Raw genomic sequence first — 25,962 nt, 5'->3', positions numbered from 1 at the left:
GCGTAACATCAGATAATTAAGTACGGGATGCTACTGGCGTTACCCCCGCCGCAAAGAACCTGACTGCGGGCAATCCGTTCTTCGCGTTGCAAGAACAACCCGCTGCGGATTGTTAAATGTTAATTGATAATTGCTAAATGACCAGAATGGACTTCACCCACGTCAACGCCGCCAACCAGCCCACGATGGTCGACGTCGGCCAGAAAGCGCCCACCCGCCGCCTGGCCCGCGCCCACTGCCGCGTGGTGCTGGGCGCCGAGCTGCTGGGCCGCGTGCGGGCCGGCGAGCTGCCCAGCCACAAGGGCCCCGTCATGCATACGGCCATCCTGGCGGGCATCATGGGGGCCAAAAAAACGGCCGACCTCATCCCGCTCTGTCACCCGCTGGGCCTGGATGATTGCCAAATCACCATCGAGCCCGACGGCCCCGACGCCCTGCGCGTGGTGTGCACGGCCGTCGTCACGGGCCGCACCGGCGTCGAAATGGAGGCCCTGACCGGCGCCAGCGTGGCCGCCCTCACCATCTACGACATGTGCAAGGCCTTCTCGCACGACATCACCATCACGGGCGTGCAGCTGATTGAAAAAACCGGCGGCAAGCGCGACTTTCTGCGGTCCACCAATTCGTAATCCCCATGGAAACCCAACCCGACAACGCCCCGAAGCGCCCCAAGCACGCCGCCCTGGCCCGCCCCGACGTGGGTGAATTCAGCCGGCACGAGCTGGCCATCCTGGGGGCCCCCTGCGCCGACATTCAAGCCCTGGTGGCGCGGCTGCTGCCCCACCTGGCCCCGGCCCTGCGCGTGGCCTACGTGGACGCCGACCACGCCGCCGGCGACGCGGCCCTGGCCGCCGGGGCCCCGGCGGGGCTGGTGCCGGCGGGGCTGGTGCCGGCGCGGGGCGAGAACGGCCTGTTCAGCGTGTTGACGGATAAAATAACGTATACCCAGCTGAACACCAGCCGGGCCCTGGACAAGTTTTCGCAGCCCGAGCTGCTGGCCCACAACAGCCTGGTGCTGGTGAACGGCAACCATTTCCGCGCCCGCCAGCAAATCGTCGTCGTCGACCCGCGCAAGCCGCTGGACAAGAAGCTCGACCGCCTCACCGACGTGCGCCTCGTGCTGCTGGCCGACGGCCAAACCGAGTTGCCACCGGTGCTGCTGGCGCACCTGGCCGGGGCCCCGCTGCCGCTTGTGCTGCCGCTGGCCGATGCGGCCGGCATCACCGCTTTCGTGCAAAAATGGTACGCCGCGGCGCGGCCCGTGCTGCGCGGCCTGGTGCTGGCCGGCGGCCGCAGCGAGCGGATGCGCACCGACAAAGGGGCCCTGCGCTACCACGGCGCGGCCGACCAGCGCCAGCACACCGCCGCGCTGCTGCACGAGTTTTGCGCCGGCGTGCGCGTGTCCGTCCGCCCCGACCAGGCCGATGAATTGCCCGCCGGGCTGGTGCCGCTGCCCGACACTTTTCTGGGCCTGGGGCCCCTGGGCGGGCTGCTCTCGGCGTTCCGGGCCGACCCCGACGCCGCGTGGCTGGTATTGGCCTGCGACCTGCCGCTGCTCACCCGTACCACGCTGGAGTTTCTGGTAGCAAACCGCCAGCCCGGCCGCTTCGCCACCGCCCTGCAAAGCCCCTGGAACGACTTCCCCGAGCCGCTCGTCACCATCTGGGAGCCCAGGGCCTACGGCGAGCTGCTGCGCTTCCTCAGCCTCGGCTACTCGTGCCCGCGCAAGGCCCTCATCAACTCCGACACCGCCGTGCTGGCCCCGCCGGTGCCCGAGGAGTTGCGCAACGTGAACACGCCCCAGGAGCGGGCCGAGGCCGAGGCCGCCCTCAAAGCGTAGCCGCGCGGCTGCGGGTGGCGTGGGGCGGTGGGGTGAAAAGCAAGCCAAAGCTGGGCCGCAACAGGCCGGAAGTTTTACCTTGCGCGGCGGGTTGGCTTTCCGGAAAGGGCTCCTGCCCGCGTCCCCATCCGGGGCCCTCGCTGCTTCTTCTCCCACCCGCCCCATGCTCAACTCCTTTGCCGCGTGTGCCCTGCTGGCCCTGGCCGCCGGCTCCGCGGTGGCGCAAGCCCCCGCCGCTACCGCCGCCGACCTCGACCCCGTGCAGTGGGTGAACCCGCTCATGGGCACCGATTCCAAGCCCAGCCTGTCGAACGGCAACACCTACCCGGCCATTTGCCGGCCCTGGGGCATGAACTGCTGGCTGCCGCAAACCGGTAAGATGGGCGACGGCTGGGCCTACCAGTACGGGGCCGACAAAATCCGGGGCTTCAAGCAGACGCACCAGCCTTCGCCGTGGATGAACGACTACGGCCAGTTTGCCCTGATGCCCACCACCGGCCGGCGCGTGTTCGCGGAAGACGACCGCGCCAGCTGGTACTCGCACAAGGCCGAAGTGGCCACGCCCTACTACTACCGCGTGTACCTGGCCGACTACGACGTGACGACGGAAATTGCGCCCACCGAGCGGGCGGCCCGCTTCCGCTTCACGTTCCCGAAAACCGACAGCGCCTACGTGGTGCTCGACGCCCTGGACAAGGGCTCCTGCGCCCGGGTGCTGCCCCGGGAGCGCAAAATCGTGGGCTACACCACCCGCAACAGCGGCGGCGTGCCGAAGAACTTCCGCAACTACTTCGTGGTCGAGTTCGACCACGACTTCGCCAGCACGGCCATCTACCAAAACAACACCCTGGTCGCCGGGGCCCTGGAGGCCACGGCCGACCACGCCGGGGCCGTGGTGGGCTTCCGCACCCGCAAGGGCGAGCAGGTGAACGCGCGGGTGGCCTCGTCGTTCATCAGCCCCGAGCAGGCCGAACTGAACCTGAAGGAAATCGGCGGGAGCGACTTTGAGGCCGTGCAGCAGCAGGGCCGCGCCGCCTGGAACCGGGCCCTGGGCCGCGTGGAGGTGGCGGGCGGCACCGCCGACCAGCGCCGCACGTTCTACTCCTGCCTGTACCGGACGCTGCTGTTCCCGCGCAAGCTCTACGAGCTGGACGCCGCCGGTAAGGTCGTGCACTACAGCCCGTTCAACGGGCAGACGCTGCCGGGCTTTATGTACACCGACACCGGGTTTTGGGACACCTTCCGGGCCTTGTTTCCGTTCCTGAACCTGCTCTACCCCGACGTGAACGCCGAGATGCAGCAGGGCTTGGTGAACGACTATAAAGAAAGTGGCTGGCTGCCCGAGTGGGCCAGCCCGGGCTTGCGCAACGTGATGGTGGGCAACAACTCGGCCGCGGTGGTGGCCGACGCCTACCTCAAGGGCGTGCGCGGCCAGGACATGCAGGTGCTCTACGAAGCCCTGTTGCACGGGGCCAACAACGCGGGGCCCCTCGACGCGGTGGGCCGCACCGGGGTGCAGTACTACAACCGGCTGGGCTACGTGCCCTACGACGTGAAAATCAACGAAAACGCGGCCCGCACGCTGGAGTACGCCTACGACGACTTTGCCATCTACCAGCTGGCCAAGGCCCTGAAGCGGCCGAAGCAGGAAATTGCCCTGTACGCCCGGCGCAGCCAGAATTACCGCAAGCTGTTCGATAAGGAAACCGGCCTAATGCGGGGCCGCAACCAGGACGGCACGTTTCAGCGGCCCTTCAATCCCTTCAAGTGGGGCGATGCCTTCACCGAAGGCAACGGCTGGCACTACACCTGGTCGGTGTTCCACGACGTGCAGGGGCTGGTGGATTTGATGGGCGGCCGGCAAAAATTCGTGGCCGCGCTCGACACGGTGTTCACGCTGCCGCCGGTGTTCGACGCGTCGTACTACGGCTCGGTCATCCACGAAATCCGGGAGATGCAGCTTGCCCACATGGGCCAGTACGCCCACGGCAACCAGCCCGTCCAGCACATGATTTACCTGTACAACTACGCCGGCCAGCCCTGGAAAGCGCAGTACTGGGTGCGCGAAGTGCTGGACCGCCTCTACCTGCCCACGCCCGACGGCTACTGCGGCGACGAAGACAACGGCCAAACCTCGGCCTGGTACGTGTTTTCGGCCCTGGGCTTCTACCCCGTGTGCCCCGCCACCGACCAGTACGTGCTCGGGGCCCCGCTCTTCCCCAAGGCCACCCTGCACCTGCCCTCGGGCAAAGACATCGTGCTGAACGCGCCCCAAAACTCGGCCGCCAACCGCTACGTGCACGGCTTAACCCTCAACGGCCAGGCCTACGACAAGAACTGGCTCAGCCACGAGGAACTGCTGAAAGGTGCCGTGCTCGATTTTGACATGAGTGCCATACCTAACAAACAGCGCGGCACGGCGGCGGATGCCGCGCCGTACTCGTTTTCCAAAGCCAAATAGCGCAACCCCTACCCTGGCCCCTACGGGTGGGCGGCCACCCATTCGGTGCCGTCCTCGTACTCCTCGCGCTTCCAAATGGTGACGACCTGCTTGAGCGTGTCGATGATGAACTGGCAGGCGGCGAAGCTCTCGGCGCGGTGGGGCGTGGCCACGGCCACCACCACGGCCACGTCGCCGAGGGCCAGGGTGCCCTTGCGGTGCACCACGGCCACCTTTTCCAGCATCGGCCATTTGGCGTAGGCCTGCGCCACCACGTGGCCCAGCTGCGTGAGGGCCATGCTGTCGTACGATTCGTAGTGCAGCCGGCGCACCCGCCGGCCCCCGCTCTGGTTGCGCACCGTGCCAATGAACGAGTTGACGGCCCCGGCGGCCTCGGTTTGCACCGCGGCCAGGGCGGCGGCCACGTCAATGGGCTGGTCGGTGATGGAAAGGTGGGGCGTCATTCTTCGGTTAGCAGTTAGCAGTGGGCAGTTAATATTCATTGAAGCTGTTTAGAAAGGATAAGTGAACGTCATGCTGAGCGCAGCCGAAGCAGCTCTACTGCTTCGTTGAATCGCCCAAACGGCGCGGTAGAGCTGCTTCGGCTGCGCTCAGCATGACGTTCTACTTAATTTCGACGACTTCCCAAACAGCTCCAATAAATATTAATTGCTTACTGATAACTGTTCACCGAGACGTTACCCGCCGGCTACGGGCGGAATCAGGGCAATTTCGTCGTTGGGGCCCAGGGCCTGGTCGGCGGGGGCGTATTCGTTGTTCACGGCCACGGCGCAGCTGCGCAACTGGCCCAGGGCCGGGTAGTTGGCCCGCAGGTGGTCGAGCAGGGCCCCCACGGTGGCGGGGGCGGGCGCGGGCAGCTCCAGCGTGGGCTGGCCCACGATGTCGCGCGTGATGCCAAAGAGTGCGATTTTCAAAGCCATAATTTTCGGTAAATTTACCCCAGCGGAAGCGCCCGCCGGGGCCGCCCTTACGGCCGCCCTGGAACACCCGCCGCCGATTGGAGGTTTAGCGAAACCCGGCCGGCTTACGTACCCACGGGCAAATCTAGGGATTGAATATGCTAACTTCCGCGCTTTTGCCGGCCCCCGCCGCGCCCGCCGCCACCCTCCTCGACCAGCACGGCCGGCCGTTGGAGTACGTGCGCCTGGCCGTGACGGACCGCTGCAACCTGCGCTGCTTCTACTGCATGCCCGAGCAAGGCATCCAGTACATGCCCAAGCACGAGCTGCTCAGCTACGAAGAAATGCTGCGCCTGGTGGGCGTGCTGGCCGGCCTGGGCGTGCGCAAGGTGCGCCTCACCGGCGGCGAGCCCTTCGTGCGGCGTGACTTGGTGCCCTTTATGGAGCGCCTGGCCCAGCTGCCCGGCATCGACGACATTAGCCTGACCACCAACGGCGTGCTCACCGCGCCCCACGTGCCGGCCCTGGCCCGGATGGGCGTCAAGGCCGTCAACCTAAGCCTGGACACGCTGGACCGGGAGCGGTTTTTCGCCATCACCCGGCGCGACGAGCTGCCGCGGGTGATGGAAACGTTTTACGCCCTGCTCGACGCCGGCATTCAGGTGAAAATCAACGCCGTGGTGATGGACGGCCGCAACATCGACGACCTGGTGCCGCTGGCCGACCTCAGCCGCGAGCTGCCCGTGGACGTGCGCTTCATCGAGGAGATGCCCTTTAACGGCGGCAGCCACGTGGCCACGCCGGCCTCGCTGCCCTGGCACCACGGCCGCATCCGCCAGCACCTGGAGGCCCACTTCGGGGCCCTCGCGCCGGTGGCCACGGCGGCCGGGGCCACGGCCTCGGAGTACCGCGTGGCCGGGCACCGGGGCACGGTGGGCATCATCGCGGCGTATTCGCGCACCTTCTGCGGCACCTGCAACCGCCTGCGCCTCACGGCCGAAGGCGGCATCAAAACCTGCCTCTACGACCAGGGCGTGCTCGACGTGCGGGCCCTGCTGCGCGGCGGAGCCACCGACGCCGACGTGGCAGCCGCCCTGGCCCACGCCTTCCGCCACCGCGCCGCCAACGGCTTCGAGGCCGAAAGCCAGCGCCCGCTGCACCAGCTCAGCTTCGAGAGCATGGCCACCATTGGGGGGTAATTTTTTGAATGAGGAATTGTCAATGAGGAATGAGGAATTTCAGTTTTGAGCCAATTCTTCATTCCTCATTGATAATTCCTCATTATCCTCATTCCTCATTCCTCATTCCTCATTAATTAAGCTCGTCTTCGTGCAGCGCCACCAAGTTGGCCAGCAACTGCTCCAGTAGCAGCCGGCCTTTCCAGACGGACTTGAGCCGGGCCCGAATCTGGGCGGCGGTTTGCACGAATTCCTGCTCCTCGGCCGTCTCGTGGCCTTCGAACCGCAGGAGCTGCTCCACCATTTCGCGGGTCATTTCGGGGTGGAATTGCAGGCCGATGAGGCCGTCGCCCCACACGAAGCCCTGCGCCGCGCACCCCGCCGACATGCCCACCCGCAGGGCCCCCGGCGGCACCGTGAACGTGTCGTGGTGCCAGTGCAGCACGGCGGCCTTCGCGGGCCAGCCGCGCAGCAGCGGGTGCGCAAGGGCCTTGGCCGAAAAGCGCACCGTCCAGAACCCGATTTCCGGGGCGGGGTTGGGGCGCACCTCGCCGCCCAGGGCCAGGGCCAGCAGCTGGGCCCCCAGGCAAATGGCCAGCGTGAGCTTGCCTGCCCGTATCGCCTCGCGCAGAAAGGCCTTCTCGTCGCGCAGCCACGGAAACACGGCCTCGTCGTGCACGCCCATGGCCCCGCCCAAAATCAGCAAGCCGTCGAACTCTTCCAGCGCGGGCAGCGCGGGGTCGGGATCAAAGAAGCGCGTGTAGCGCAGCGCGTGGCCGTGCGCGGCCAGCCAGTCGGCCGCGTGGCCGGGCCCCTCGTCGGGCAAGTGTTGGAGGCAGTGCCAGCGCATGGGCTAGAATTTGGGCAGAACAAGGTGGTGGTAAAAGTATGGTTGCCGGTGCAGGCAGTAAGTAACAGCCACCAAATGGCAGCGGGTATTTGAAGTCAATCTACGGAGTCTTCTGTACCAAAAAACGTGCACCAAGTTTATTATTTGTAAAGTTTATTTTACATTGAAGCTGTTTAAGAAGTCGTCAGAACGTCATGCTGAGCGCAGCCGAAGCATCTCTACCGCAGCAGTAATCTTGATTAGTTGAGCAGTAGAGATGCTTCGGCTGCGCTCAGCATGACGGACAATTTTGAATTTTCAGAATTCTTAAACAGCTTCATTAAGTAAAATTTACTGTGCATTTGCTTTTGTTCTCTCACCAACTTTTTCACCGTGATGACCTACGCTATGTTTGCGCCGCTGCTGCTGTTCATGCTACGGTTTCACCTGGCGCTGCGGAGCGGAGCCAAAACCGCGGCCCATGCGGAATAACTTGCGGGTGGAACGGGCCGTGCTCCGCCTCACGCAGGACGAGCTGGCCCGCCGCATCGGCGTGAGCCGCCAGACCATCAACGCGATGGAAGCCGGCAAATACGTGCCCTCCACCGCGTTGGCGCTCAAGCTGGCCCAGGTGTTTGGCAAACCAGTAGAGCAGCTATTTGCGCTGGAAGAAGGCGACTAAGCCGCGCCCCTTTAGTTCGGGCCGGGTGCGCCGGAGCAGGGCCCCGGGCGGCCCCGGGGAGGGGTTGGGGGCGGGGGCCGCTTCGGCTGCCGCGGGTGGCCGATGGCCGGCCGGTAAGGGGCTTGCCCGCAGTCGATAATAGCTGGGCAGAATCCTCTATTACGCGAAGGTTTTATTCTAATATATTATCAGATAAACCATGTTTAATTTATATTTAACTGCAAGAATCTAAGGGGGTTAGGTCGACGTATTATTGTGTAGTTATTTGTACAAAATTGGCTACCCGATTTTACTATTTTATGTTTATTTCCTCCAAAAATTTGGCTTCGCCGGTGCCGTCCACCCTTCAGCCAGACAACCCGGAAACTGGCGTAAAAAGCGAGGACCGCGTGCCCGCCGCCAAACAGATTGCCGAATTGCAGCGGGCCCTGGCCACGGCCCAGACAGAGATGCAGGCGTTGCGTGCCGGGTTTGCGGCGCTGGTCGACGGGCTGCCGGGGGGCGCAGTGCTCGCCACCTCCGAAGGCCAGCCGCTGACCCGCCAAGGCTACCGCGACCTGTTCGGGCTGGGCCCGGGGGCCACCGACGCTCCGCCGCCGGGCGCGGCGGCCGTCCAGCACCGGTTCCGGGACCCCGCCGCCCTGCTGGCCGACCAGAAGGATTTTTACGAAACCGTGCTCCACGAGCTGCGGGAGGAAGTGGTGGTGTTCGACGCCGACCACCGCTACCGGTTCGTCAACGCGCTGTGCTTCCGCGACCCCGTGGTGCGGGCGTGGGTCATCGGCAAAGACGATTTCGAGTACTGCGCCCACCGGCAGCGGCCCCGGGAGCTGGCCGTGGAGCGCCGGCGGCTGTTCGAGCAGGCGGTGCAGACGCGCGCCGAATCCTCGTGGGAGGAAACCCTGGCGGGGGCCGACGGGCCGCGGTACGTGCTGCGGCGCTTCCTGCCCGTGTTCGCGGCCGACGGCTCGCTGCGCTTCGTGGTGGGCACGGGCACCGACATCACCGAGCGCCGGCGGGCGGAAGAAAAGCTGGCCGAGCAGCGCGCCTTTTACGAGTTCACGCTCAACCAGATGCCCTGCGACGTGGCCGTGTTCGACGCCCAGCACCGCTACCTGTTCGTGAACGAGAGCGGCATCAAGGACCCGGCCGTGCGGGCCTGGGTCATCGGCAAAGACAACTTCGACTACTGCGAACGCTACCACCACCCGCGGGCCCTGGCCGAGGAGCGCCAGGCCCGCCTGGAGCAGGCCGTGCGCGAGCGCCGCCTGGTGACGTTCGAGGAAGCGTTTGTGCGGCCCGAAGGCACCCGCCACCAGTTCCGGTGCTTTCAGCCCGTGTTCCACCCCGACGGCCGCCCGTACCTCGTCGTGGCCTACAGCCTCGACATCACCGAGCGGGTGGTAATGGAGCAGGACCTGCGCCACGCCAAGCTGGCGGCCGAGTCGGCGGTGCACGCCCGCGAGCTGTTTCTGGCCAACATGAGCCACGAAATCCGCACGCCCATGAACGCCATCCTGGGCATGAGCCAGCTGCTGGCCAAAACGGCGCTCGACGCCGAGCAGGGCAACTACCGGCAGGCCATTACGGCCTCGGCCGAGCACCTGCTCGTCATCATCAACGACATCCTCGACCTCTCGAAGCTCGAAGCCGGCAAGATGAGCCTGGAGCACGTGGGCTTCGAGCCCGCGCAGCTGCTGGCCGAAGTGGAGCAAACCCTGCACTACAAGGCCGTGGAGAAAGGCCTGAGCCTGGCCACGCGGGTGGCCCCGGGCGTGCCGGCCGTGCTGCTCGGCGACCCCTACCGCATCCGGCAGGTGCTGCTGAACCTGGCCGGCAACGCCATCAAGTTCACCGAAACCGGGGGCGTCACCGTCGTGTGCGACCTGGGCGGCGCGGCGGGCACCGGCCAGGTGGTGTTCCGCGTGGTGGACACCGGCGTGGGCATCGAGCCCGAATTTCTGCACAAGATTTTCACCGAGTTCAGCCAGGAAGACTCGTCGGTCACGCGCAAGTTTGGGGGCACGGGTCTCGGGCTGAGCATCTGCCGCAACCTGCTGCAGCTGATGGGCAGCGAGGTGCAGCTGACGAGCGAAAAGAACCGGGGCACCGCCATGTACTTCGGGCTCGACCTGCCGGTGGGCGGGCCCCGCGACCTGGTGCCGACGGCCGTGCTGCCGCCCGACAGCCCCCTGCGCGAGGACCTGCGCAACAAGCACGTGCTGCTGGTGGAAGACAACCGCTTCAACCGGCAGATTGCCCAAACCTTCCTTGTCCACGCCCACGTGCGGGTAACCGAGGCCGAAAACGGGGCCGTGGCCGTGGCGCTGGCCCGCCACCAGCGCTTCGACCTGATTCTGATGGACATCCAGATGCCCGTGATGGACGGCTACGCCGCCACGGCCCTGCTGCGCCAGCAGGTGGGCCTGGACACCCCCATTGTGGCCCTCACCGCCAACGCCATCAACGGCGAGCGGGAGAAGTGCCTGGCGGCGGGCATGAACGGCTACCTGGCCAAGCCCTTCCGGGAAGAAGAGCTGCTGAAAATAGTGAGCCAGTGGGTATTGCCGCCCCAGGCGGCGGGGCCGGCCGCGCCCGAACCGGCCCCGGTGCGGGCCCCAATGCCGGTAACGGGGCCTGCGCCCGGGGCCCCGCTCTACCGGGTCGATGAGCTGCTGAAGGTGGGGCAAGGCGACCCCGCCTTCGTGGCGTTCATGCTGGAAACTTTCGTGGAAAGCTGCGGGGAAGCCGTGCAGGCCCTGGCCGACGGCATGCGGGCGGGCGACGCCGCGCTGCTGAAAACGGCGGCGCACACCCTGCGGCCCGGCCTGGTGCACCTGGGGGCCCTGCACGCGCTGCCCCCGGTCGAAGCGCTCGACCAATGGGAAGGCGGTTTCCAGCCGGAAGCGCTGGGTCCGCTGGTAGCGGCCATCACCGAGCGGCTGCGGGCCGTCAGCGCCCAAATTGCAATGGATGCGCAGGCATAGCGCCCGAGCGCCCGGCCGGCGCGGCCTCCCGGGTGGGGCCCCGCGGTGCAACAGGATAGGCCCCGGTTCGGGGGTTGCGCTTGTGGCGCGCCGGGAAAGCAGGCAGAAACCAAGTAGCGTGCCGCGCAGCGTTCCGGAGCATTTCATTACGCCCTTTGGAACACTTGCCCTGTGGAACGGCACGGGGCCCTGTTTCAGCGGGGCCCGCTACGAAGCGAAAAAGGAAAAGCGGCTGGCAAAGAGCGGCGGCGCGGCCCCGTTTCCGCCGCATGCCTCGTGGCGCGTGCCAGCGCCCGAACGGCGGGCCGCGCCGCGCGGCCGCAGCCTGGGCGGGCGGCTCCGCGGCCCCAGAGCCGCCGGTAAAACCGTAGGGCCCCGGCGGGGCACAACCCCCGGGCCCAAACGGGCGTTTGGGTTTTGAAGGCCAGCGGCCGGGCCGAGCGCAGCTTGCTGGGCCCCTCGCGGCTCCCGTGTATGATGCCACTAGCCGTTTCGCCCGATTTTGTTTCCCGCAAAAAGCACCGGGCGGCAGTAGGGGCCCTGTTTTTTCTGCTGGGACTGTGCTTTGCCAGTTGGGCCTCGCGCATCCCCAGCATCCAGCAGCGCATGGGCGTGAGCGATGCCCAGCTGGGCGGGGTGCTGTTTTCCATCCCGGCGGGGCAGCTGCTGTCGCTGCCGCTGGCGGGGTGGCTGGTGGCCAAGCAGGGCAGCCGCCGGGTGGTGCTGGCGGGCGTGCTGCTCTACGCCGGGGCCCTGGTGGCGCTGGGCTGGGCCGCCAACCTCTACCAACTGGTGCCGCTGCTGATGGTGTTCGGCATCGGGGCCAACTTCACCAACATCGCCGTCAACACCCAGGCCGTCAACGTGGAGCGCCTCTACGCCAACCCCATCATGGCCTCGTTCCACGGGCTCTGGAGCCTGGCGGGGTTTGCCGGGGCGGCCGTCGGCACGGTGATGATCGGGGCGCGGGTGCCGCCGGGGCTGCACTTTTTGCTCATCGCGCTGCTCATCACCGTGGGCTTGGTTGTGAGCGCCGGCCACGTGGTGCGCCACGACAGCGGCGTGGACCCCGGCCAGCCAGCCTTCGTGCGGCCCGACCGCCACTTGCTGGGCCTGGGGGCCATTGCCTTCTGCGCCCTCATCTGCGAAGGGGCCATGTTCGACTGGAGCGGGGTGTACTTCAAAAAGGTGCTGCAAGTCGATAAAAACTGGGTGGGCGCGGGCTACACGGCCTTCATGAGCACCATGGCCCTGGGCCGCTTCGGGGCCGACGCCCTGGCCGCCCGCTTCGGGCCGAAGCGCGTCATCCAGGGCAGCGGGCTGCTCACGGCCACGGGGCTGGCCATCGCGGTGGCGTTCCCGGTTCTGCCGGCGGCGCTGCTGGGCTTTTTGCTGGTGGGCTTCGGCACCTCGTCGGTGGTGCCGTTGGTGTACAGCGCGGCGGGGCGCTCCAAAACCATGTCGGCGGGCATGGCGCTGGCGGCGGTGTCCACCATTGGGTTTGTGGGCTTTTTGCTGGGCCCCCCGGTCATCGGCCTCGTCGCCGGGGCCAGCAGCCTGCGCGTGTCGCTGGCCCTGATTGCCGTGATGGGCGTGTGCGTATCGGCCGTGGCCACGGCGGTGATGAAGGGCGGGAGGATGGAGGTGGAAATGTGATGGAATGTGAGGATGTGGGAAGTGTAAGAATGTGGGGATGATTGAGAAAGCCTCTACCCATTTCCACATTCGCACATCTCCGCATCCTTTACTTACTTGTGCCCCCTGAGCCACGCCGTGGCTTCTTTGTACGACGGGGCCGCGTGGTCGCCGCCGGCCACCACCATCTGGAAGTAGCGCCTGGTGCCGCCGAGGTCGGCATCGGCTTCGGCCAACTTGGCCAGGTTGAAGGCCGCGCCCTGGTAGTAGCCGCCGCTGGTGTTGGCCACCGTTTCCGAAAACACGATGCAGCGCTGGTAGTAGTCGCGGGCGTCGGTCATGCGGTGGTAGCGGTACTGCATCAGGAAGCCCAGGAAGTAGGTGGCGTAGCGCCCCGAGTAGCCCTCGTAGCCGGGCATGCCCTCGTTGAGCTTGCGCAGGATGGAGCGGCTGGCCTTCTCGCACCCCGCCCAGTCGCCCTCGCGGAAGCAGAGCATGGCGTAGTTGCGCTCGAAGTAGCTGTTGTCGGGGAAGTCGGTGATGAGCTGGGTGGCCACGGCGAGGGCCGCCGTTTCCTCGTGTTCCCGCTCGCTGCCCAAGATGCGCATCAGAAAAAACCGGGCCTCCGTGGCCGTGTAGAAGCCGGTCTGGCCCACTTGGCGCAGCTGCGCGATGCCGGTGTCGCGGTTGCCCTTCGGGAAGAAAAACAGCACCGGGCGCAGCCACGGGTACTCGTCGGCAATCCACACGGCGTAATAGTTGAACAGGCCCTGGCCGAATAGAAATTCCGGGCTCAGGCCGTTGGCTTCTTTGCTTTTGTCGAGGTAGTCGAGGGCCCGCTTGCTGCTCACCGTGGCCTTGCGCCAGTCGTGGCGCTCGGCGTGCAGGCGGGCGTCGAAGGCGTAGGCGGCCGAGAGAAAAAAGCAGGCTTCGTAGTTGTGCTTGTCAGCGTCGTACATCGCCTTGGCCTTGGTGGTGGCCGTGTCCATGTAGGCAAAAAAGGTGCGGTCGTACTGGGTGGCGCTCATGTTGGTGGGCAGGATTTTCCACCACGTGCTCAGGCCCATCAGGAAGTAGGCCATGGGGTGCTGCGGGTAGCGCCGGCGCAGGGAGCGGAACTGCCGGTCGGCGCGGTCGAACTTGAAGTTGTAGAGGTTGTGCACGGCCCCGTTCAACTCCTGCTGCACGTCCTGGTCGAGCAGCAGCCAGCCCTTGGTGTCGACGGCCTGCGGGGCCACCTCCACGTCGGTCAGCTCCACCTCTTTGATGCCGCCCAAGTGCCGGGCCGTGTCGGCGACCTGGGCGGCCGCCGAAAAAAACGTCACCAAGAGCGCCAACGTTAGAAACAACCGCCGGCTGCTTGCTAAGAATTGGACAATATTCATAAAATAAGTGTATAAAGAATTATTTAAGCTATTCTGGCTTGTTATGGCCTTAAAAGTAAGATTTTAGGTTGATTTCCAACGCGTGTCGGCCCAGTTTTTACGGCCGTTCTTCTTAGAAATATTCTAAAGCCTTGCTTGCCTGCCCCGCGCGGCGGCCGGGGCCGGCGCGGCAACCGTTGGGGCGGCTGGCCAGTACATAGGCGCTTACCGGCTTTTTATTCTTCCCTTGTTTTGACCGACGCCCTCACCCACCGCCAGAAAATGCTCACGTTCGGCGGCATCCTGCTCGCCATGTTCCTGGGGTCGCTCGACCAAACCATTGTTTCCACGGCCCTGCCGCGCATCGTAGCCGACCTGCACGGCCTGGACCGCTTCACCTGGGTGGCCACGGCCTACCTGGTGGCCAGCACGGCGCTGGTGCCCATCTACGGCAAGCTCGCCGACATGTACTCGCGCCGCACCATCGAGGTGGTGGCCGTCAGCGTGTTCCTGCTGGGCTCGGGGCTGTGCGGGCTGGCCGGCGAGTTCGGGCCCCTGCCCGTGCTCGGCGACGGCATGAACCAGCTCGTGGTGTTCCGGGCGGTGCAGGGGCTGGGCGGCGCGGGGCTGTTTGCCATGGCCTTCATCATCATCGCCGACCTGTTTCCGCCCGCCGAGCGGGGGCGCTACCAGGGCTTCACGGGGGCCGTGTTCGGCGTATCGTCGGTGCTGGGGCCCCTGCTGGGCGGGTTCTTGACGGACCGGGGCAGCAACTTCCTGCCGGGCGTGGCGGGCTGGCGGCTGGTGTTCTACGTGAACCTGCCGCTGGGCCTGGTGGCCCTCTGGTTCATCCTCAGCCAGATGCCGCCGCTGCGCCCGCGCACCGCGCCCAAGCCGTTCGATTTTGTGTCGGCTCTGCTGCTGATGGTTGGCCTGGGGCCCGTGGTGGTGGCCTTGCAGCTCAACAAAGCCGTGTACGGCTGGTCCTCGCCGCTCACGCTGGGCCTGCTGGGCGGGGGGCTGGCGGCCCTGGCGCTGTTCGTGGCCCGCAGCCTGCGCCACGAAAACCCGATTCTCAACTTCGGCTTGTTCCAAAACAAGGTGTTTCGTACGGCCAACGCGGCGCTGTTTCTGATGGGCGGGGCCTTCTTGGGCGTCATCATCTTCGAGCCCCTGTTCATGGTGAACGTGCTGGGCGAGTCGGCCACGCGGGCCGGGGCCAGCCTCATCCCGCTCTCGCTGGGCGTGGTCACGGGCTCGCTGCTGGCCGGCCAGATGGTGTCGCGCTTCGGCCACTACAAGCGCTGGATGCTCGGGGGCCTGGCCCTGCTGCTCGGCGGGCTGTCGCTGCTGGCCACCATGCCGCCCACCGTGCCCTACTACCGGGTGCTGCTGTACCTGGGCACCTGCGGCCTGGGCCTGGGGCCCACCATGCCCCTGTACACCCTGGCCGTGCAGAATGCCACCGCGCCGCAGCTCATGGGCCAGGCCACCTCGGCCAGCCAGTTTTTCCGGCAAATCGGCGGGGCCATCGCGGCCTCGGTGCTGGGCGCGGTGCTCACCCTCACGCTGGCGCAAAACATGCCCGCCGCGGCCGCCCCCGTCGCCCACCAAGCCACGCTGGCCGAAGGCCCGGCGCTCGCCGCGGCCTCCACTCGGCCCACACCCGCCGTGCGCGCGGCGTTTTCCAAGGCCATCTCGCGGGTCTATCTATTCAATATTTTTCTAGTCGTGGGCGGCCTGGTGATGACGCTCTTCATTCCTGAGTTGCCGCTGCGCAAAAGCAACGACGGACCGCCGGTAAAAATAGCTGAGTAACATTGCCTGCTGCGCAACCCATTGATATTTAAGGGGGGCAGGGCGGTAGTGGTTGGGGTCGCACGGCGAATTATCTGCGGGTGGGTACTGCCGCTTCCAACACTTCTAGGTAGCGCTGGGCAATCAGGTCGGGGTGGTGAGCGGCTAAATGACCGGGCGTTTTATCGCGCAAAGCCTGCTCCAGTTCGGGATTCTTCAGCACGTGCCGAATACACTTAACCAGTGCATCGACGTCGTTGCGTTGGAAAAGCAGTCCCGCGGGGCCAATTGCATCGGCAAGCCCGCCGCCGTCCGACGCTATGGGTAGGCAGCCGCAAGCCATGCCTTCCAAAGCCACGTTGCCAAAAGGTTCTTCCCAAGCCGACGGCACGAGCAAAAATCGGTGCTGATTGAGGCATTCTGCTAACGCTTCACCGCGTAGTGCGCCTGTAAAATGAACCTGCTCTTCTAACCCTAGCTCTACCACACATTGCGCAAGGGCCCCGGCCTCGGGGCCAGTACCGATGATGGTGAGCGAGGGCTTTCGCAGTGCGAACAATTCCTCGTCCTGGCTACGCGTCAATTGGTAAAGGGCCTTTATCGCTTGGTCTGCTCCTTTGTCGGAAACAAGGCGCCCTAAAAATACGAAGTCTTTGGTTCGCTCAACGCTAGAAATCAGTCGAAACTGTCCTATTTGGTAAGGGTTTTCTATTACGGTAGCCGCCGGCCAGCTCCTGTTGCGAAGGGCCCTGCTGACGGCAATAACCCTGCGGGCTCGCTTCAGCCACCAAAGCTTTAATCGGTCTTGGTACGCGATGCTGCCGTCGAGGCGGGTAACCCATGTATTGAGTGCGATAACGGAAGGCCGGCCGATAAAAAAATTTGGCCAAGACATTCTAAGGCAAGGATTATTTTCGAATACAACATCTGCCCACAAGCAATTACTTACGAGCTGCTGAGTCGTTGGATTGCGAATAATTACATACGGTCGGTCCTCATCAACAACGTTTTTTGTCCAAGTCAGCAAGTGTACGACGTGGCCCGCTTTAGTAAAAGCCAGGGCTAGAACTTCAGAATTGCTTTCTATCCCGCCAATGTCTGGATAAAACTTATGCGACAGAAAAGATATTTTTAAAGCCATTTCAAAAAGGTGTAGTGTCTGGAGAAGAATAAATTCGAAACTAAATTTTGTGTTTAGAAATAGATGATACAATTTTTTTATAATTCGAATTATTTTCGCAAAAAGGCATGCATAAGATTGCTCTTAATAGCTGTCTGGTGCTTTTTATTGTCGCGTACGACAAGTATGGGTAGTACTATGCTGTATGTGTGCTTTTCGACAACTCAAAAATTCTAATGTATTTCTCAGCAGCCCGGCTCACGCTATAGTTATCGGAAAAGGTGTTTTCCTGGTTGATATATTGGCTCAGGTTGCCTACCTTATAGATTTCTTCAACCCAATCAATCTTTCGACCATTGGCAACGAATGAATCCCGCAGTAAGAGCACGGGCAAGCCATTGTTTAACATGGCGGCGATGCTGCCACTCTTTTCGAATAGTGCCTTGGGATAGGTGCTCAGGCCCACGTCTGAACGGCAAAAAAAGTCAGCAATATCTTGGTCATTGCATTCGCCGAATATGTGCGTTTCTAAATTAAGTAGCTCACTTAATTTAGAAAAAAAGTCGTTCACGCCAGTGGCTCTCCCCACGTGCGTAACAAAGAGAGTTTTATTTGTGCTGCAGGATAAAAACTTCAGGTTTGCGATATTTAAGTTAGAATTTTGGTCGCTAAAGGTGCCAAAAAATACTGCAAGTAAGTATTGGCTTCTATTTTGGCGCACTTTCTCGGGTAATTGGTCGTACAAATACGTCTGGAGTCCATTACCAGCCGGTAAATTGCTGAAGATATTTATTTGTCCCGCGTCAACGCCGATTTCTGCTAAACAAGTTTGGTAGAACGAATTGCTAGTTGAAATAGCGTCGAATGATAATTTATTCAATAGTAAACGAATGGATACCTTCTGGAGCCAACCTAATACGTGTTCTTTTGAGAAAAAATTGGTATCTTCGCCGGCCCACAATTCATGAGCCATGACGTGCAGTTTCCTTCCCCTACTGATAAGATTTAGGTATTTATGTAAATTAAAAATCAACCCTTTGGGGTGAAATGAAAAGCAAACAAATTGAAAGCTAATCCACTCAGGATCGAACCGGTCAATCCATTCCTTGGCAATTTTGCTTCGCTTTTGCAGGGGCCAGGCGTAAGGTAGCCGGAGAACGGCGATGCTGTTGCCCTCTAGGTGTTGCGTTTCGGCCAACTGTTGCCCCGTGTAGCCGTCGGCAAAGGCCACGGCAGCTACCTGGTGCCCCCGGTCAAGTAATTTCCCAATGAGCCGCCTAGTGTAATCGCCTACGCCGTCGCGGCCCGGCTCCATTTCACCACAAAGAAAAATGATTCTCATAAGCTAACGAAACCGGCAAAGCTGTGCAAATTGGCAATGCCGGCATGGTCTCAGGCAAAAGGTGTTTTGTAGAATCGGTAAATATACCATTTGTCAAGACAGGTAATTTTTGTCAAGACAGGTAATTTGCTTGCGAGATGCTTGCAGGATGGGCTCTCGGCCACCCATCGAATCGGAGCGAAGATAATTAACAGTGCGAAGGTTAGATACATCTTTTCGATGGACTGCCCATTTTTATCGCTCAGAGTGCATAAATTTTTGCAAAAGTAAGATTATCAAAAAGTTAACGGCCTGCCCGATGAGTCGTTTCGACTCATCGGGCAGGCCGTTAACTTTTTTAGCGCACGAACAGGGTTGCTGGTGGCTAAGGGTGAGGCTAAAGAACTGCCTTCACCTGGCAGTAGCCAAAACACAAAAAATTGTTAACCAGCAGTTTGTGCTGGTAGCAGTTGTCAGCGGTAGGCGCGGCTTTTTACGCGGGTACTCGCACCAGGCGCAGGCGCAGCACTTGGCGCACCCAGCGGGCGGGTCGCTTTTCCTGGGGTACGATGATTTGGCAGGGGCCGGCTTCCGCGGGCAAGGGCTGGCCGTCGCGGCCGGTGGCGAGAACGACGGTTTGGGTGGCGAAGGCCGCGTCCAGCTCGGGCAAGGCGAACACGACGCGGTAGCCGTCGGCGGCCTCGGCCACCAGGACCTGGGCCAGCACCGGCCCGTGGATGGCCTTGCCCTGGGGGCCCCCCACGAGGGCGAGCAAATCGGTGAGGGCCACGCCCTGGTAGGTGTGGGCGTGGCCGTCGTGGCCAGTGGCCCGCACCTCCCGGCGGGGCAGGGCGGCGAGGTCGGCGGCGGTGAGGGTACGGGCCTGCCCGTCGAGGCCGTCGAGGCGAAGGACGGTGGAGGGCGCCGCGGTTGGGGCGGGGCGGGCCCCAGGGGCCTGCGCCCGGGCCGGGGCCGCCAAGGCCAGCCAGCCGCCGAGCAGCGGCAAAACCAACCGGCCGTGAACGAGGGAGGCAGCGAAAGACATGAAAAAAAGTGATGTATTTGAACAAATATAACGGTTCGGACGCCGGAGATTGGCGGCCCGCTGGGTCCGGGGGCCAGCGGTGCCCGGCCCAGCAGGCCTGGCGGCAAGCCGGCAGGTGTTTTACCGGAAATAATGAGAGATTGTATCTTTTTAAGGGGTTGCCGTGGCGTTTCTCCGGCTTATTCGCTAAAAATGGTACCTTGCCAGGGCAAGGTTGTGCGTTTTGGATGGTTCGGGCGATGGCGCAGAAACCCAGAAAAGCAGGTGCTTTAAAAAAATTGCTAATAAAAAGCGTTTATGACAACCAGCTTCACCTCGTTTGAGCACGACGGCGCGGTGGATTACCTCGGGCAAGAGCTGCAGGTGCTGCAACAGTCGGGCGGCACGGTCCTGGATTTCATTTGGGAGTCGGCGCTGGACGGGGTTTGGTACTGGGACCTGGACGAGGCGGCGCATAAGTGGGGAAACGATAATTTCTGGCGCACGCTGGGTTACGACCCGGCGGCCCTGCCCAACCAAACCGAGGCCTGGCCCGCCGTGATAAGCCCGGACGAGGTGGCCGCGGTTCAGCGGGGCATCGCGGCGGGCGTGGCCGACGGCTCCCATACCTACCACCAGCTGGTGCAGTGCGCCCACCGGAATGGCTCGGTGGTGTGCCTGCACTGCCGGGGGCTGGTGGTGTGCGACGGGGCCGGCCGGCCCCGCCGGGCGCTCGGAGTGCTGGTGGACATCACCCAGCGGCGCAACGCGGAAGTGTACGCCCGGGAAGTGGCCGGCCACTACAGTGCCATTCTCAGCAACCAGTCGGTGTACATCGTCAAGACCGATGCCCAGGGCCTGTACACCTACGTGAACGACTTTTTTTTCGAGCGGTTCGGTGCGGATAGCAAAATCATTGGTACGCCGTCGCTGCTCACCATCGTGGAAGAAGACCGGCCGAAGTGCCTGGCGGTGGTGGGCCAGTGCTTTTTGGAGCCCGAAGTGCCCCACCAGGTGGTACTGCGCAAGCCCTGTAAAGACCACCAGGTGCGGTCCAACCACTGGGAGTTCAAGGGCTTGCTGGGGGCCGACGGGCAAGTGGCCGAAATCCTGTGCGTGGGCTACGACGTCACCCTGCTCATCGACCAGCTGGAGCAATCCAAGCGCCTGCTGACCACCACCACCCAGCAGAACGCCCGGCTCCAGAACTTCGCCTACATCATCTCCCACAACATCCGCTCGCACTCGGCCAACCTGACGGCCCTGGTGACGCTGATGCAGGCCGCTCCCGACGCGGAAAACGCCGCGCTATTTTTGCAAATGCTGAAAACCAGCACCGACAAGCTGGCCGAAACCATTGTGAACCTCAACGAAATAGTAACGGCCGACGGCCCGGTCCAGCACCTGCGGGAACCGCGCGAGTTGCGCCGGGAAGTGGACAGAACCCTCGAAGCGCTGAACGTGTTCATTTACCAGAGCGGGGTGGCCGTGGCCGTGGACATTCCGGCCGGCCTTACGGTGCCCGTCGTGCCCGCTTACCTGGACAGCATCCTGCTCAACCTGCTCAGCAACGCCATCAAGTACCGCGCCGCCGACGCGCCGCGGGTGGCCCTGGGCGGCTACCGCGAAGGCGGCTACGTGGTGCTCACCGTCGGCGACAACGGCCTGGGCATCGACCTGGCGCGGCACCGCGACAAGGTGTTCGGGATGTACAAGACGTTCCACGCCAACGCGGATGCCCGCGGGCTGGGGCTGTTCATCGCCAAAAGCCAGGTGGAGGCGATGGGGGGAAGAATTGAGCTGGAAAGCGCGGTGGGCGTCGGCTCTACTTTTAAAGTATATTTCAATGAAAGCGTTTGAGTTGGTTTACGTTGTGGAAGACGACTGGATTGCGTCCGTCGTCACGGAAATGCTGCTCGAACAGAACGAGGCTTTTGGCACGGTGCGGAAGTTTACGAACGGGCAATCCGCCCTCAACGCCCTCCGGCAGGCCACGGAAATCCCCGACTTGATTCTGCTGGACCTCAACATGCCGGTGATGGACGGCTGGGAATTTTTGGAAGGTTTTTCGGCGCTGCTGCTGCCCAAGCGGGTGCCCGTGTGCGTGCTCACGTCGTCCATCCACCCCAACGACATCGCCAAGTCGAAGTCGTACAAAGAGGTGGCTGCTTACTTTTCCAAGCCCCTCGACGACGACACGCTGGTGCAAATCGTGCGGCTGCTCGGGTAGGGGCCCCGAACCGCCGGGGCGCTTCGGCGGTTTCACGCCCACCTCCCCCTCTCGCCCATGGAACCCGCCATCCTGTTGCCCGCCGCCAGCTACGAGTACGCCACCGTACAAAAGGTGCGCGGCGAGGGCCCCGCCGAGGTGGCCTCCGACCAGCTGGCCGCCGAGGAGCCGCTGGAAATCCGGTTGGGCTACGAAGTGGAAGGCAAACGGACGCACCGCACGCTGTCCGTCACGATGCGCACGCCGGGGCAGGACGAGGAGCTGGCCGCCGGCTTTTTGCTGACGGAGGGCATCATCCAGGGCAAAGCCGACCTGCTGGGCGTGCGCCCCTGCCCCGACGTGCAGAAGCCCGAGGAAGCCGGCAACGTGGTGCGCGCCGAGCTGGCCGCCCACGTGCCCGTTGATTTCCAGGGCCTGGAGCGGCACTTTTATACCAGCTCGAGCTGCGGGGTGTGCGGCAAAACCAGCATCGACGCCATCCAAACCACCTCCTGCCCGGTGCTGCCCGCCCAGGGCCCCCACCTGGCCTACGCCACCGTGCACCAGCTGCCCGCGCGCCTGCGCGCCGCCCAGGCCGGCTTCGAGCAAACCGGCGGGCAGCACGCGGCGGCCCTGTTCTCGCCGGCCGGCGAGCTGCTGCTGCTGCGCGAAGACGTGGGCCGCCACAACGCGCTCGACAAGCTCATCGGCGCCGCGCTGCTGCAAGATTGGCTGCCGCTGCACCAGCACGTGCTGCTGGTGAGCGGCCGCGCCAGCTTCGAGCTGGTGCAGAAAGCGGCCGCCGCGGGCCTCGGCATTCTGGCCGCCGTGGGGGCCCCCAGCAGCTTGGCGGTGCAGGCCGCCGAGCGGTTTGGGATGACGGTGCTGGGCTTCGTGCGCAACGACCGGTTCAACGTCTACTCGCACCCGTGGCGGGTGGGGCCCGCGGGCGAATAGCTGGGGCCCCCGGAGCCGCCTTACAAAGCCGGTTTCACCTCGAAGGTGAAGCCGGCGCTGCCGGCCTGCCCGTTGGCGGCCACGCCCTGCACCACCACCCGGTAGCGCCCCACTTGGTCGGAGGTGTAAAACGTGGGCGCGGGGCCCGCGCCGGGGCTGATTTCCGGGTTCCAGTAGAGCAGGTTGCGGAAATCCGGCAGCCGGCTTTGACGCTGCTGGGGCGTTTCGTAGCGGGGGGCGTAAAACTCCCGCTCGCCTTGCAAGCCCTCGTATTCCTGCAACAGCGCGTGCGCGTCGAGGGGAAAGCCGGCCAGGTCGCCCTTGTAAGTGGTGTAGCTCACGATGCCGTTGAACACCTGGGGCCCCAGGACGTAGCGCTTGGTGATGACGTCCAGCTGTTGGATTTTCAGCGGGTCGAAGGCCATGATGCGGTTGGTGTTGAAAATGGGCAGGCCGTCCAGCAGCACCAGCGGGTCGTCCAGCACGCCCCGGCCGTCGTCGTTGGCCACCAAGAAATGGAAGCCGTCCTTGCGAATGCGCACCAGCACGCCCGGTACGTATTCGCGCATCACCTCCTCCAGCACCTTGAAGCGGGTGTAGTCGTCGAGGCGGTAGTGCTCGTCGGGCTTGCCGTAAAACGCCAGGCTGTCGAGGCGGGGGAGGCGGTACGCCGCGGGCGGGCCCCGGAAAAACTGGCGCTGCACTTCGGCCTGCACGTGCCGCCGCAGCAGGGCGGGGGCCAGGGCCTCGGGCAGCCCGGGGGGGCCGGGCCGCGGGGCCGCGTACTGCTGCGAAAACGGACTAAAAATTTCCACCTGGTAGAGGCTGTCGCGCCGGGTACCGGCCTGCGCCACCAGCTGCTGGGGGCCGTGCAAGTCGCCCGCTTCAAACTGCACGCTGCCATCGGCCTTGCTGATGGAATTGTAGAGCTGGATGCGGCGGCTGGGGGCGCTGAGGTAGGCCGCGACGCCCGCCGCCGGGGCCCCCGTGGCGCGGCTCACCACCCGGCCCCGCACCAGCTGGCCGCGCAGTTCGGGCAGGTAGGCCAGCGAGTCGGGCCCGTCGGCCAGCACGGCGGGCCACCGGAACCGGCTCCAGCCCTGGGTCAGCATCAGGTCGTCGGCCGCGGCGGCGGCTTCGGGGCCGGCGGCCAAGTAGTAGTCCGGGCGTTCCACGGGGCCCCGTAGGTCGGCGGTGAGCCACAGGTAGCTGGCCACGTCGGGCCCGCCGGCGGCCGACAGCGAATCGAGCTGTTCGACGGCCACCGACAGGCTGGCGGGTAGCGGGGCCCCCGCCGGCCCGGCGGCCAGCTGCAAGGTCACCTTCTGGCGGGGGCCGTACTGGGGCTGGTCGGCGCGGGCCGTCAGGGCCAGCGGGGCGGCCGGCGGCCGGAAGTACAGCCGCTCGCACACCGGCTGCCGGTGGCCGTCGAACAGCGTAAAATGCGAAACGCCGTCGGCCAGCCGTTGCTTGTCCACCACGAAGCTGGCCTGGCCGTCGCGCAGCCGGGCCCCGGCCGCCACGCCGATGTGCTGCCCGGTGTGGCCCAGCAAAAAGAGGTCCTCGTCGGCCAGGGCCGCGCCGCTGGCCTGCACCACCACGCGCAGCTGCGCGGGGCTGGCCTCCTCCAGGCGCAGCACGTAGCCCTGCTCGCGGGCCGGCGGCAGCGGGCAGGTAAGGGTTTGCCCGTTGGCGGTGATGACGGCCGTGTAGGCCGCGCCGGCCCGCGCCGGCGTGAAGGCGAAGCTGCCCAGGCCAAAGCGCCGCGTTTGGAAGCGCGCCACCACGGCCCCCGCCGCGTCCTGCACGGTGCCTTCAGCGGCCACGCCCCGGCCGGTGCCGTCCGTAATTTTGAACCCCACCCGGCTGCTGAGGCCCCGCACCAGGTAGCCGCCTTCGGGGAAAAACTGCGGGTCATAGGCCACGGCCGGGCGGGCCGGTGGGGCCCCCGCTGGCACGTTGGTGTTCACGACGGCAATGCTGGTTTGGAAGTACAGCCCGGGGTCAAAGTTGCGCATCCAGCTGGTGTAGGCCCGCACCGTGTAGCGGCCCGATGCCAGGGCCGCGGGCAGCACCAGCGCGCCGTGCCCGGTGGCGTGCCGCAGGCCAATGGCCGCTTGCAGCACGGGCTGCTGCGCGCCGTCCAGCACCTCCACGTAGGCCACCTGGCTGGCCGGAAGGGGCCGGTGGTCGGTGCCCTCCACGGCGTAAATCTTAAACCACAGCGTTTCGCCGCTCACGTAGCAGGGGCGGTCCAGGTGCAGGAACAGCTTTTCGGTGGGCGTGCGCCGGGCGTAGCGGGCCAGGCGCTGGGCGGGGCTCCGGAGCGAGTCGGCCTGCCCGAACGCCGGGCCAGCGCCCAGCAGCCCGGCCAGCCCCAGCGCAGGCAGGGTGGCCCGCCGCAGCCAGCGGCCCAGCGAAGCGGCAATCAGCAAACGACGAATGAGCATGGGGAACGCGGAGTAAAGTGCACGGTTGGAAAACAGGGCCCCCGGCCGGCTAAGGCCAAAAGCTGGGCTTTACGTTGGTGCCCCGTAAGCGGCAATCCGTGCAGCCTGCCGAGCCCCCGGCGTATCCTATCACGGCCCCGCTGCCGGGATCGTACAGCGCGTAGAGGGGCAGCGACGTGGGGTTGGTGAAGTAAGACCGAACATCGCTTAGGAGCACTTTGTCGGGCGGGGCGCACGTTTCGTAGCCGGTTTGGAACCGAATGGAGCTGGGCAGCGAATGGTTGTCGATGAACAAGCGCCGCTCCGTGACGGCGCCCGCCCCCACGTAGCCCAGCACCGGCTCGGCGGCGTCCTGGAGGCAGTGCACGTTGCCGGTGAGCTGCGTGGGCAGCGGGTCGAACAGGGTGCCAATTTCCTCGGTGTTCTTTTTCAGCTTTTCCCAGTAGGCGTATTCTTCCGGGGTCTGGGCGTACTGCTGCACCAGCACGCTGTACCCGATGCTCAGCTTTACAGAGTTTTCCGGCAACGAAATCACGGGGAAATTGGCCACTACGTCCTGGCTCAGCGCCGTGGTTTTACTCAGCGGAATGGCTGTGGAGTTGGCCGAGACCCAGCAAAGATTGATATTTTCCGTCCGCGGCTCCATGACCCCGGTGGTCCGGTTGTATACGTAAGCCGAGGGATAGGCCGACCGGAACTCCCAGGTTTCGGCGTAGGTCCAGCGGTAGTAGCGCGTGGCATTGGTGGCGTCGTGGGCGCTCACGTACACGTGCACGCCGGCATAGTCCCGGTCCCAGGTCAGGTTATCGATGGGCGGGGCTGGCTTGGCCGCCACCGGGTCCGAGTCGTAGTCGCGGCCGGCGGCGGTGTGCAGGTGCAGCTGGTACTGGCGGGCGGGGCTCAGGGTCAGAAAAGCCGAAGCGTAGGTGCCGCCCCCCACCTCGTAGAGCGGGTAGCGGGCCCCGGCGTCGTCCTGGATGTAGCCGGTAGCCCGCGTCTCGGCCGGCGGCGGCACGGGTTCGTTCAGGTTTTTGGTGCGCGAGAGCCGGATGGTGCTGACGCCCTGGAGGTTGATGTAGCCATCGACCACCAGGTAGCGGTTGGGCGCGCTGATGACGTCGGGCGCGTAGGGCTCGACGCACCCCGCCAGCCCCGCCCCCAGCGCCACGGCCAGGGCCCCCGAAAAATACTTGGTGAAACGCAGCATGG

The 25,962-nt window shown here is 64.5% G+C and carries 20 protein-coding genes; 11 read left to right on the top strand and 9 right to left on the bottom strand.

The genetic code is table 11. The features are described 5' to 3' along the window. Nucleotides 1-137 precede the first annotated feature (137 nt). From moaC to HNP98_RS07330, 3 genes are all read left to right on the top strand, one after another. On the top strand, nt 138-629 hold the full coding sequence (gene moaC / locus HNP98_RS07340) for a cyclic pyranopterin monophosphate synthase MoaC (RefSeq protein ID WP_173809405.1): 492 nt from the start codon (nt 138-140) through the stop codon (nt 627-629). Between the two features lie 5 nt (nt 630-634). Beyond that, complete coding sequence (locus HNP98_RS21520) at nt 635-1,840, top strand: NTP transferase domain-containing protein (RefSeq protein ID WP_217425687.1); 1,206 nt, start codon at nt 635-637, stop codon at nt 1,838-1,840. Between the two features lie 163 nt (nt 1,841-2,003). Then, the gene (locus HNP98_RS07330) at nt 2,004-4,301 is read left to right on the top strand and encodes a GH92 family glycosyl hydrolase (protein WP_173809404.1); all 2,298 of its coding nucleotides are present in this window, start codon (nt 2,004-2,006) and stop codon (nt 4,299-4,301) included. A gap of 20 nt (nt 4,302-4,321) precedes the next feature. On the opposite strand, the gene HNP98_RS07325 is transcribed toward HNP98_RS07330, so the two are convergent. Both HNP98_RS07325 and HNP98_RS07320 read right to left on the bottom strand, forming a co-directional pair. Further along, a complete protein-coding gene (locus tag HNP98_RS07325; protein WP_173809403.1) occupies nt 4,322-4,744 on the bottom strand; it encodes a molybdenum cofactor biosynthesis protein MoaE in 423 nt (140 codons plus the stop codon). Between the two features lie 234 nt (nt 4,745-4,978). Beyond that, nucleotides 4,979-5,221: a MoaD/ThiS family protein gene (locus HNP98_RS07320; RefSeq protein WP_173809402.1), complete on the bottom strand. Its 243-nt coding sequence runs from the start codon at nt 5,219-5,221 to the stop codon at nt 4,979-4,981. 137 nt (nt 5,222-5,358) lie between these two features. Between HNP98_RS07320 and moaA the strand changes: the two genes are divergently transcribed. After that, a complete protein-coding gene (gene moaA / locus HNP98_RS07315; protein WP_173809401.1) occupies nt 5,359-6,399 on the top strand; it encodes a GTP 3',8-cyclase MoaA in 1,041 nt (346 codons plus the stop codon). Between the two features lie 112 nt (nt 6,400-6,511). Here the strand turns inward: moaA and HNP98_RS07310 are convergent, their stop codons facing one another. Beyond that, a complete protein-coding gene (locus HNP98_RS07310) occupies nt 6,512-7,228 on the bottom strand; it encodes a type 1 glutamine amidotransferase (protein ID WP_173809400.1) in 717 nt (238 codons plus the stop codon). A gap of 460 nt (nt 7,229-7,688) precedes the next feature. Between HNP98_RS07310 and HNP98_RS07305 the strand changes: the two genes are divergently transcribed. From HNP98_RS07305 to HNP98_RS07295, 3 genes are all read left to right on the top strand, one after another. Beyond that, nucleotides 7,689-7,889 carry a helix-turn-helix transcriptional regulator gene (locus HNP98_RS07305; RefSeq protein ID WP_173809399.1) on the top strand — a complete coding sequence of 67 codons (201 nt, stop codon included), beginning with the start codon at nt 7,689-7,691 and terminating at the stop codon, nt 7,887-7,889. Between the two features lie 299 nt (nt 7,890-8,188). Further along, nucleotides 8,189-10,876, top strand: a complete 2,688-nt coding sequence (locus HNP98_RS07300; protein WP_173809398.1) for a PAS domain-containing hybrid sensor histidine kinase/response regulator — start codon at nt 8,189-8,191, stop codon at nt 10,874-10,876. 474 nt (nt 10,877-11,350) lie between these two features. Then, the gene (locus HNP98_RS07295) at nt 11,351-12,532 is read left to right on the top strand and encodes an MFS transporter (protein WP_246275022.1); all 1,182 of its coding nucleotides are present in this window, start codon (nt 11,351-11,353) and stop codon (nt 12,530-12,532) included. A gap of 92 nt (nt 12,533-12,624) precedes the next feature. Here the strand turns inward: HNP98_RS07295 and HNP98_RS07290 are convergent, their stop codons facing one another. After that, nucleotides 12,625-13,836, bottom strand: a complete 1,212-nt coding sequence (locus HNP98_RS07290; RefSeq protein ID WP_317171062.1) for a tol-pal system protein YbgF — start codon at nt 13,834-13,836, stop codon at nt 12,625-12,627. 291 nt (nt 13,837-14,127) lie between these two features. Here HNP98_RS07290 and HNP98_RS07285 point away from each other — a divergent pair, with 291 nt between their 5' ends. Further along, complete coding sequence (locus HNP98_RS07285; protein ID WP_246275020.1) at nt 14,128-15,693, top strand: MDR family MFS transporter; 1,566 nt, start codon at nt 14,128-14,130, stop codon at nt 15,691-15,693. A gap of 70 nt (nt 15,694-15,763) precedes the next feature. Here the strand turns inward: HNP98_RS07285 and HNP98_RS07280 are convergent, their stop codons facing one another. The 3 genes from HNP98_RS07280 to HNP98_RS07270 form a co-directional block, all read right to left on the bottom strand. Then, nucleotides 15,764-16,885 (bottom strand): glycosyltransferase family 4 protein, encoded by a 1,122-nt coding sequence (locus HNP98_RS07280; RefSeq protein ID WP_217425686.1) that lies wholly within the window; start codon nt 16,883-16,885, stop codon nt 15,764-15,766. Between the two features lie 103 nt (nt 16,886-16,988). Next, entirely contained in the window at nt 16,989-18,134 is a 1,146-nt protein-coding gene (locus tag HNP98_RS07275; protein ID WP_173809396.1) for a glycosyltransferase, read from the bottom strand. Nucleotides 18,135-18,606: 472 nt separating this feature from the next. Continuing rightward, nucleotides 18,607-19,158 (bottom strand): molybdopterin-dependent oxidoreductase, encoded by a 552-nt coding sequence (locus HNP98_RS07270; RefSeq protein WP_173809395.1) that lies wholly within the window; start codon nt 19,156-19,158, stop codon nt 18,607-18,609. A gap of 297 nt (nt 19,159-19,455) precedes the next feature. Between HNP98_RS07270 and HNP98_RS07265 the strand changes: the two genes are divergently transcribed. The 3 genes from HNP98_RS07265 to fdhD are packed head-to-tail and all read left to right on the top strand — an operon-like array spanning nt 19,456 to nt 22,303. After that, nucleotides 19,456-20,997, top strand: coding sequence for a sensor histidine kinase (locus tag HNP98_RS07265; protein ID WP_173809394.1), 1,542 nt, complete (start codon nt 19,456-19,458; stop codon nt 20,995-20,997). Continuing rightward, nucleotides 20,984-21,367 carry a response regulator gene (locus HNP98_RS07260; protein WP_173809393.1) on the top strand — a complete coding sequence of 128 codons (384 nt, stop codon included), beginning with the start codon at nt 20,984-20,986 and terminating at the stop codon, nt 21,365-21,367. The genes HNP98_RS07265 and HNP98_RS07260 overlap by 14 nt, the downstream gene beginning before the upstream one ends. A gap of 57 nt (nt 21,368-21,424) precedes the next feature. Beyond that, the gene (gene fdhD / locus HNP98_RS07255) at nt 21,425-22,303 is read left to right on the top strand and encodes a formate dehydrogenase accessory sulfurtransferase FdhD (protein ID WP_173809392.1); all 879 of its coding nucleotides are present in this window, start codon (nt 21,425-21,427) and stop codon (nt 22,301-22,303) included. 20 nt (nt 22,304-22,323) lie between these two features. Here the strand turns inward: fdhD and HNP98_RS07250 are convergent, their stop codons facing one another. After that, nucleotides 22,324-24,753: a hypothetical protein gene (locus HNP98_RS07250; RefSeq protein WP_173809391.1), complete on the bottom strand. Its 2,430-nt coding sequence runs from the start codon at nt 24,751-24,753 to the stop codon at nt 22,324-22,326. 49 nt (nt 24,754-24,802) lie between these two features. After that, on the bottom strand, nt 24,803-25,960 hold the full coding sequence (locus HNP98_RS07245; RefSeq protein ID WP_173809390.1) for a DUF4249 domain-containing protein: 1,158 nt from the start codon (nt 25,958-25,960) through the stop codon (nt 24,803-24,805). Nucleotides 25,961-25,962 lie beyond the last annotated feature (2 nt).

It is taken from the genome of Hymenobacter caeli, from assembly GCF_013294115.1.
Taxonomy (GTDB): Bacteria; Bacteroidota; Bacteroidia; order Cytophagales; family Hymenobacteraceae; genus Hymenobacter; species Hymenobacter caeli.
The sequence above is the reverse complement of the archived record's forward strand: the minus strand, read 5'-3'. Positions and strand labels throughout refer to the sequence as shown.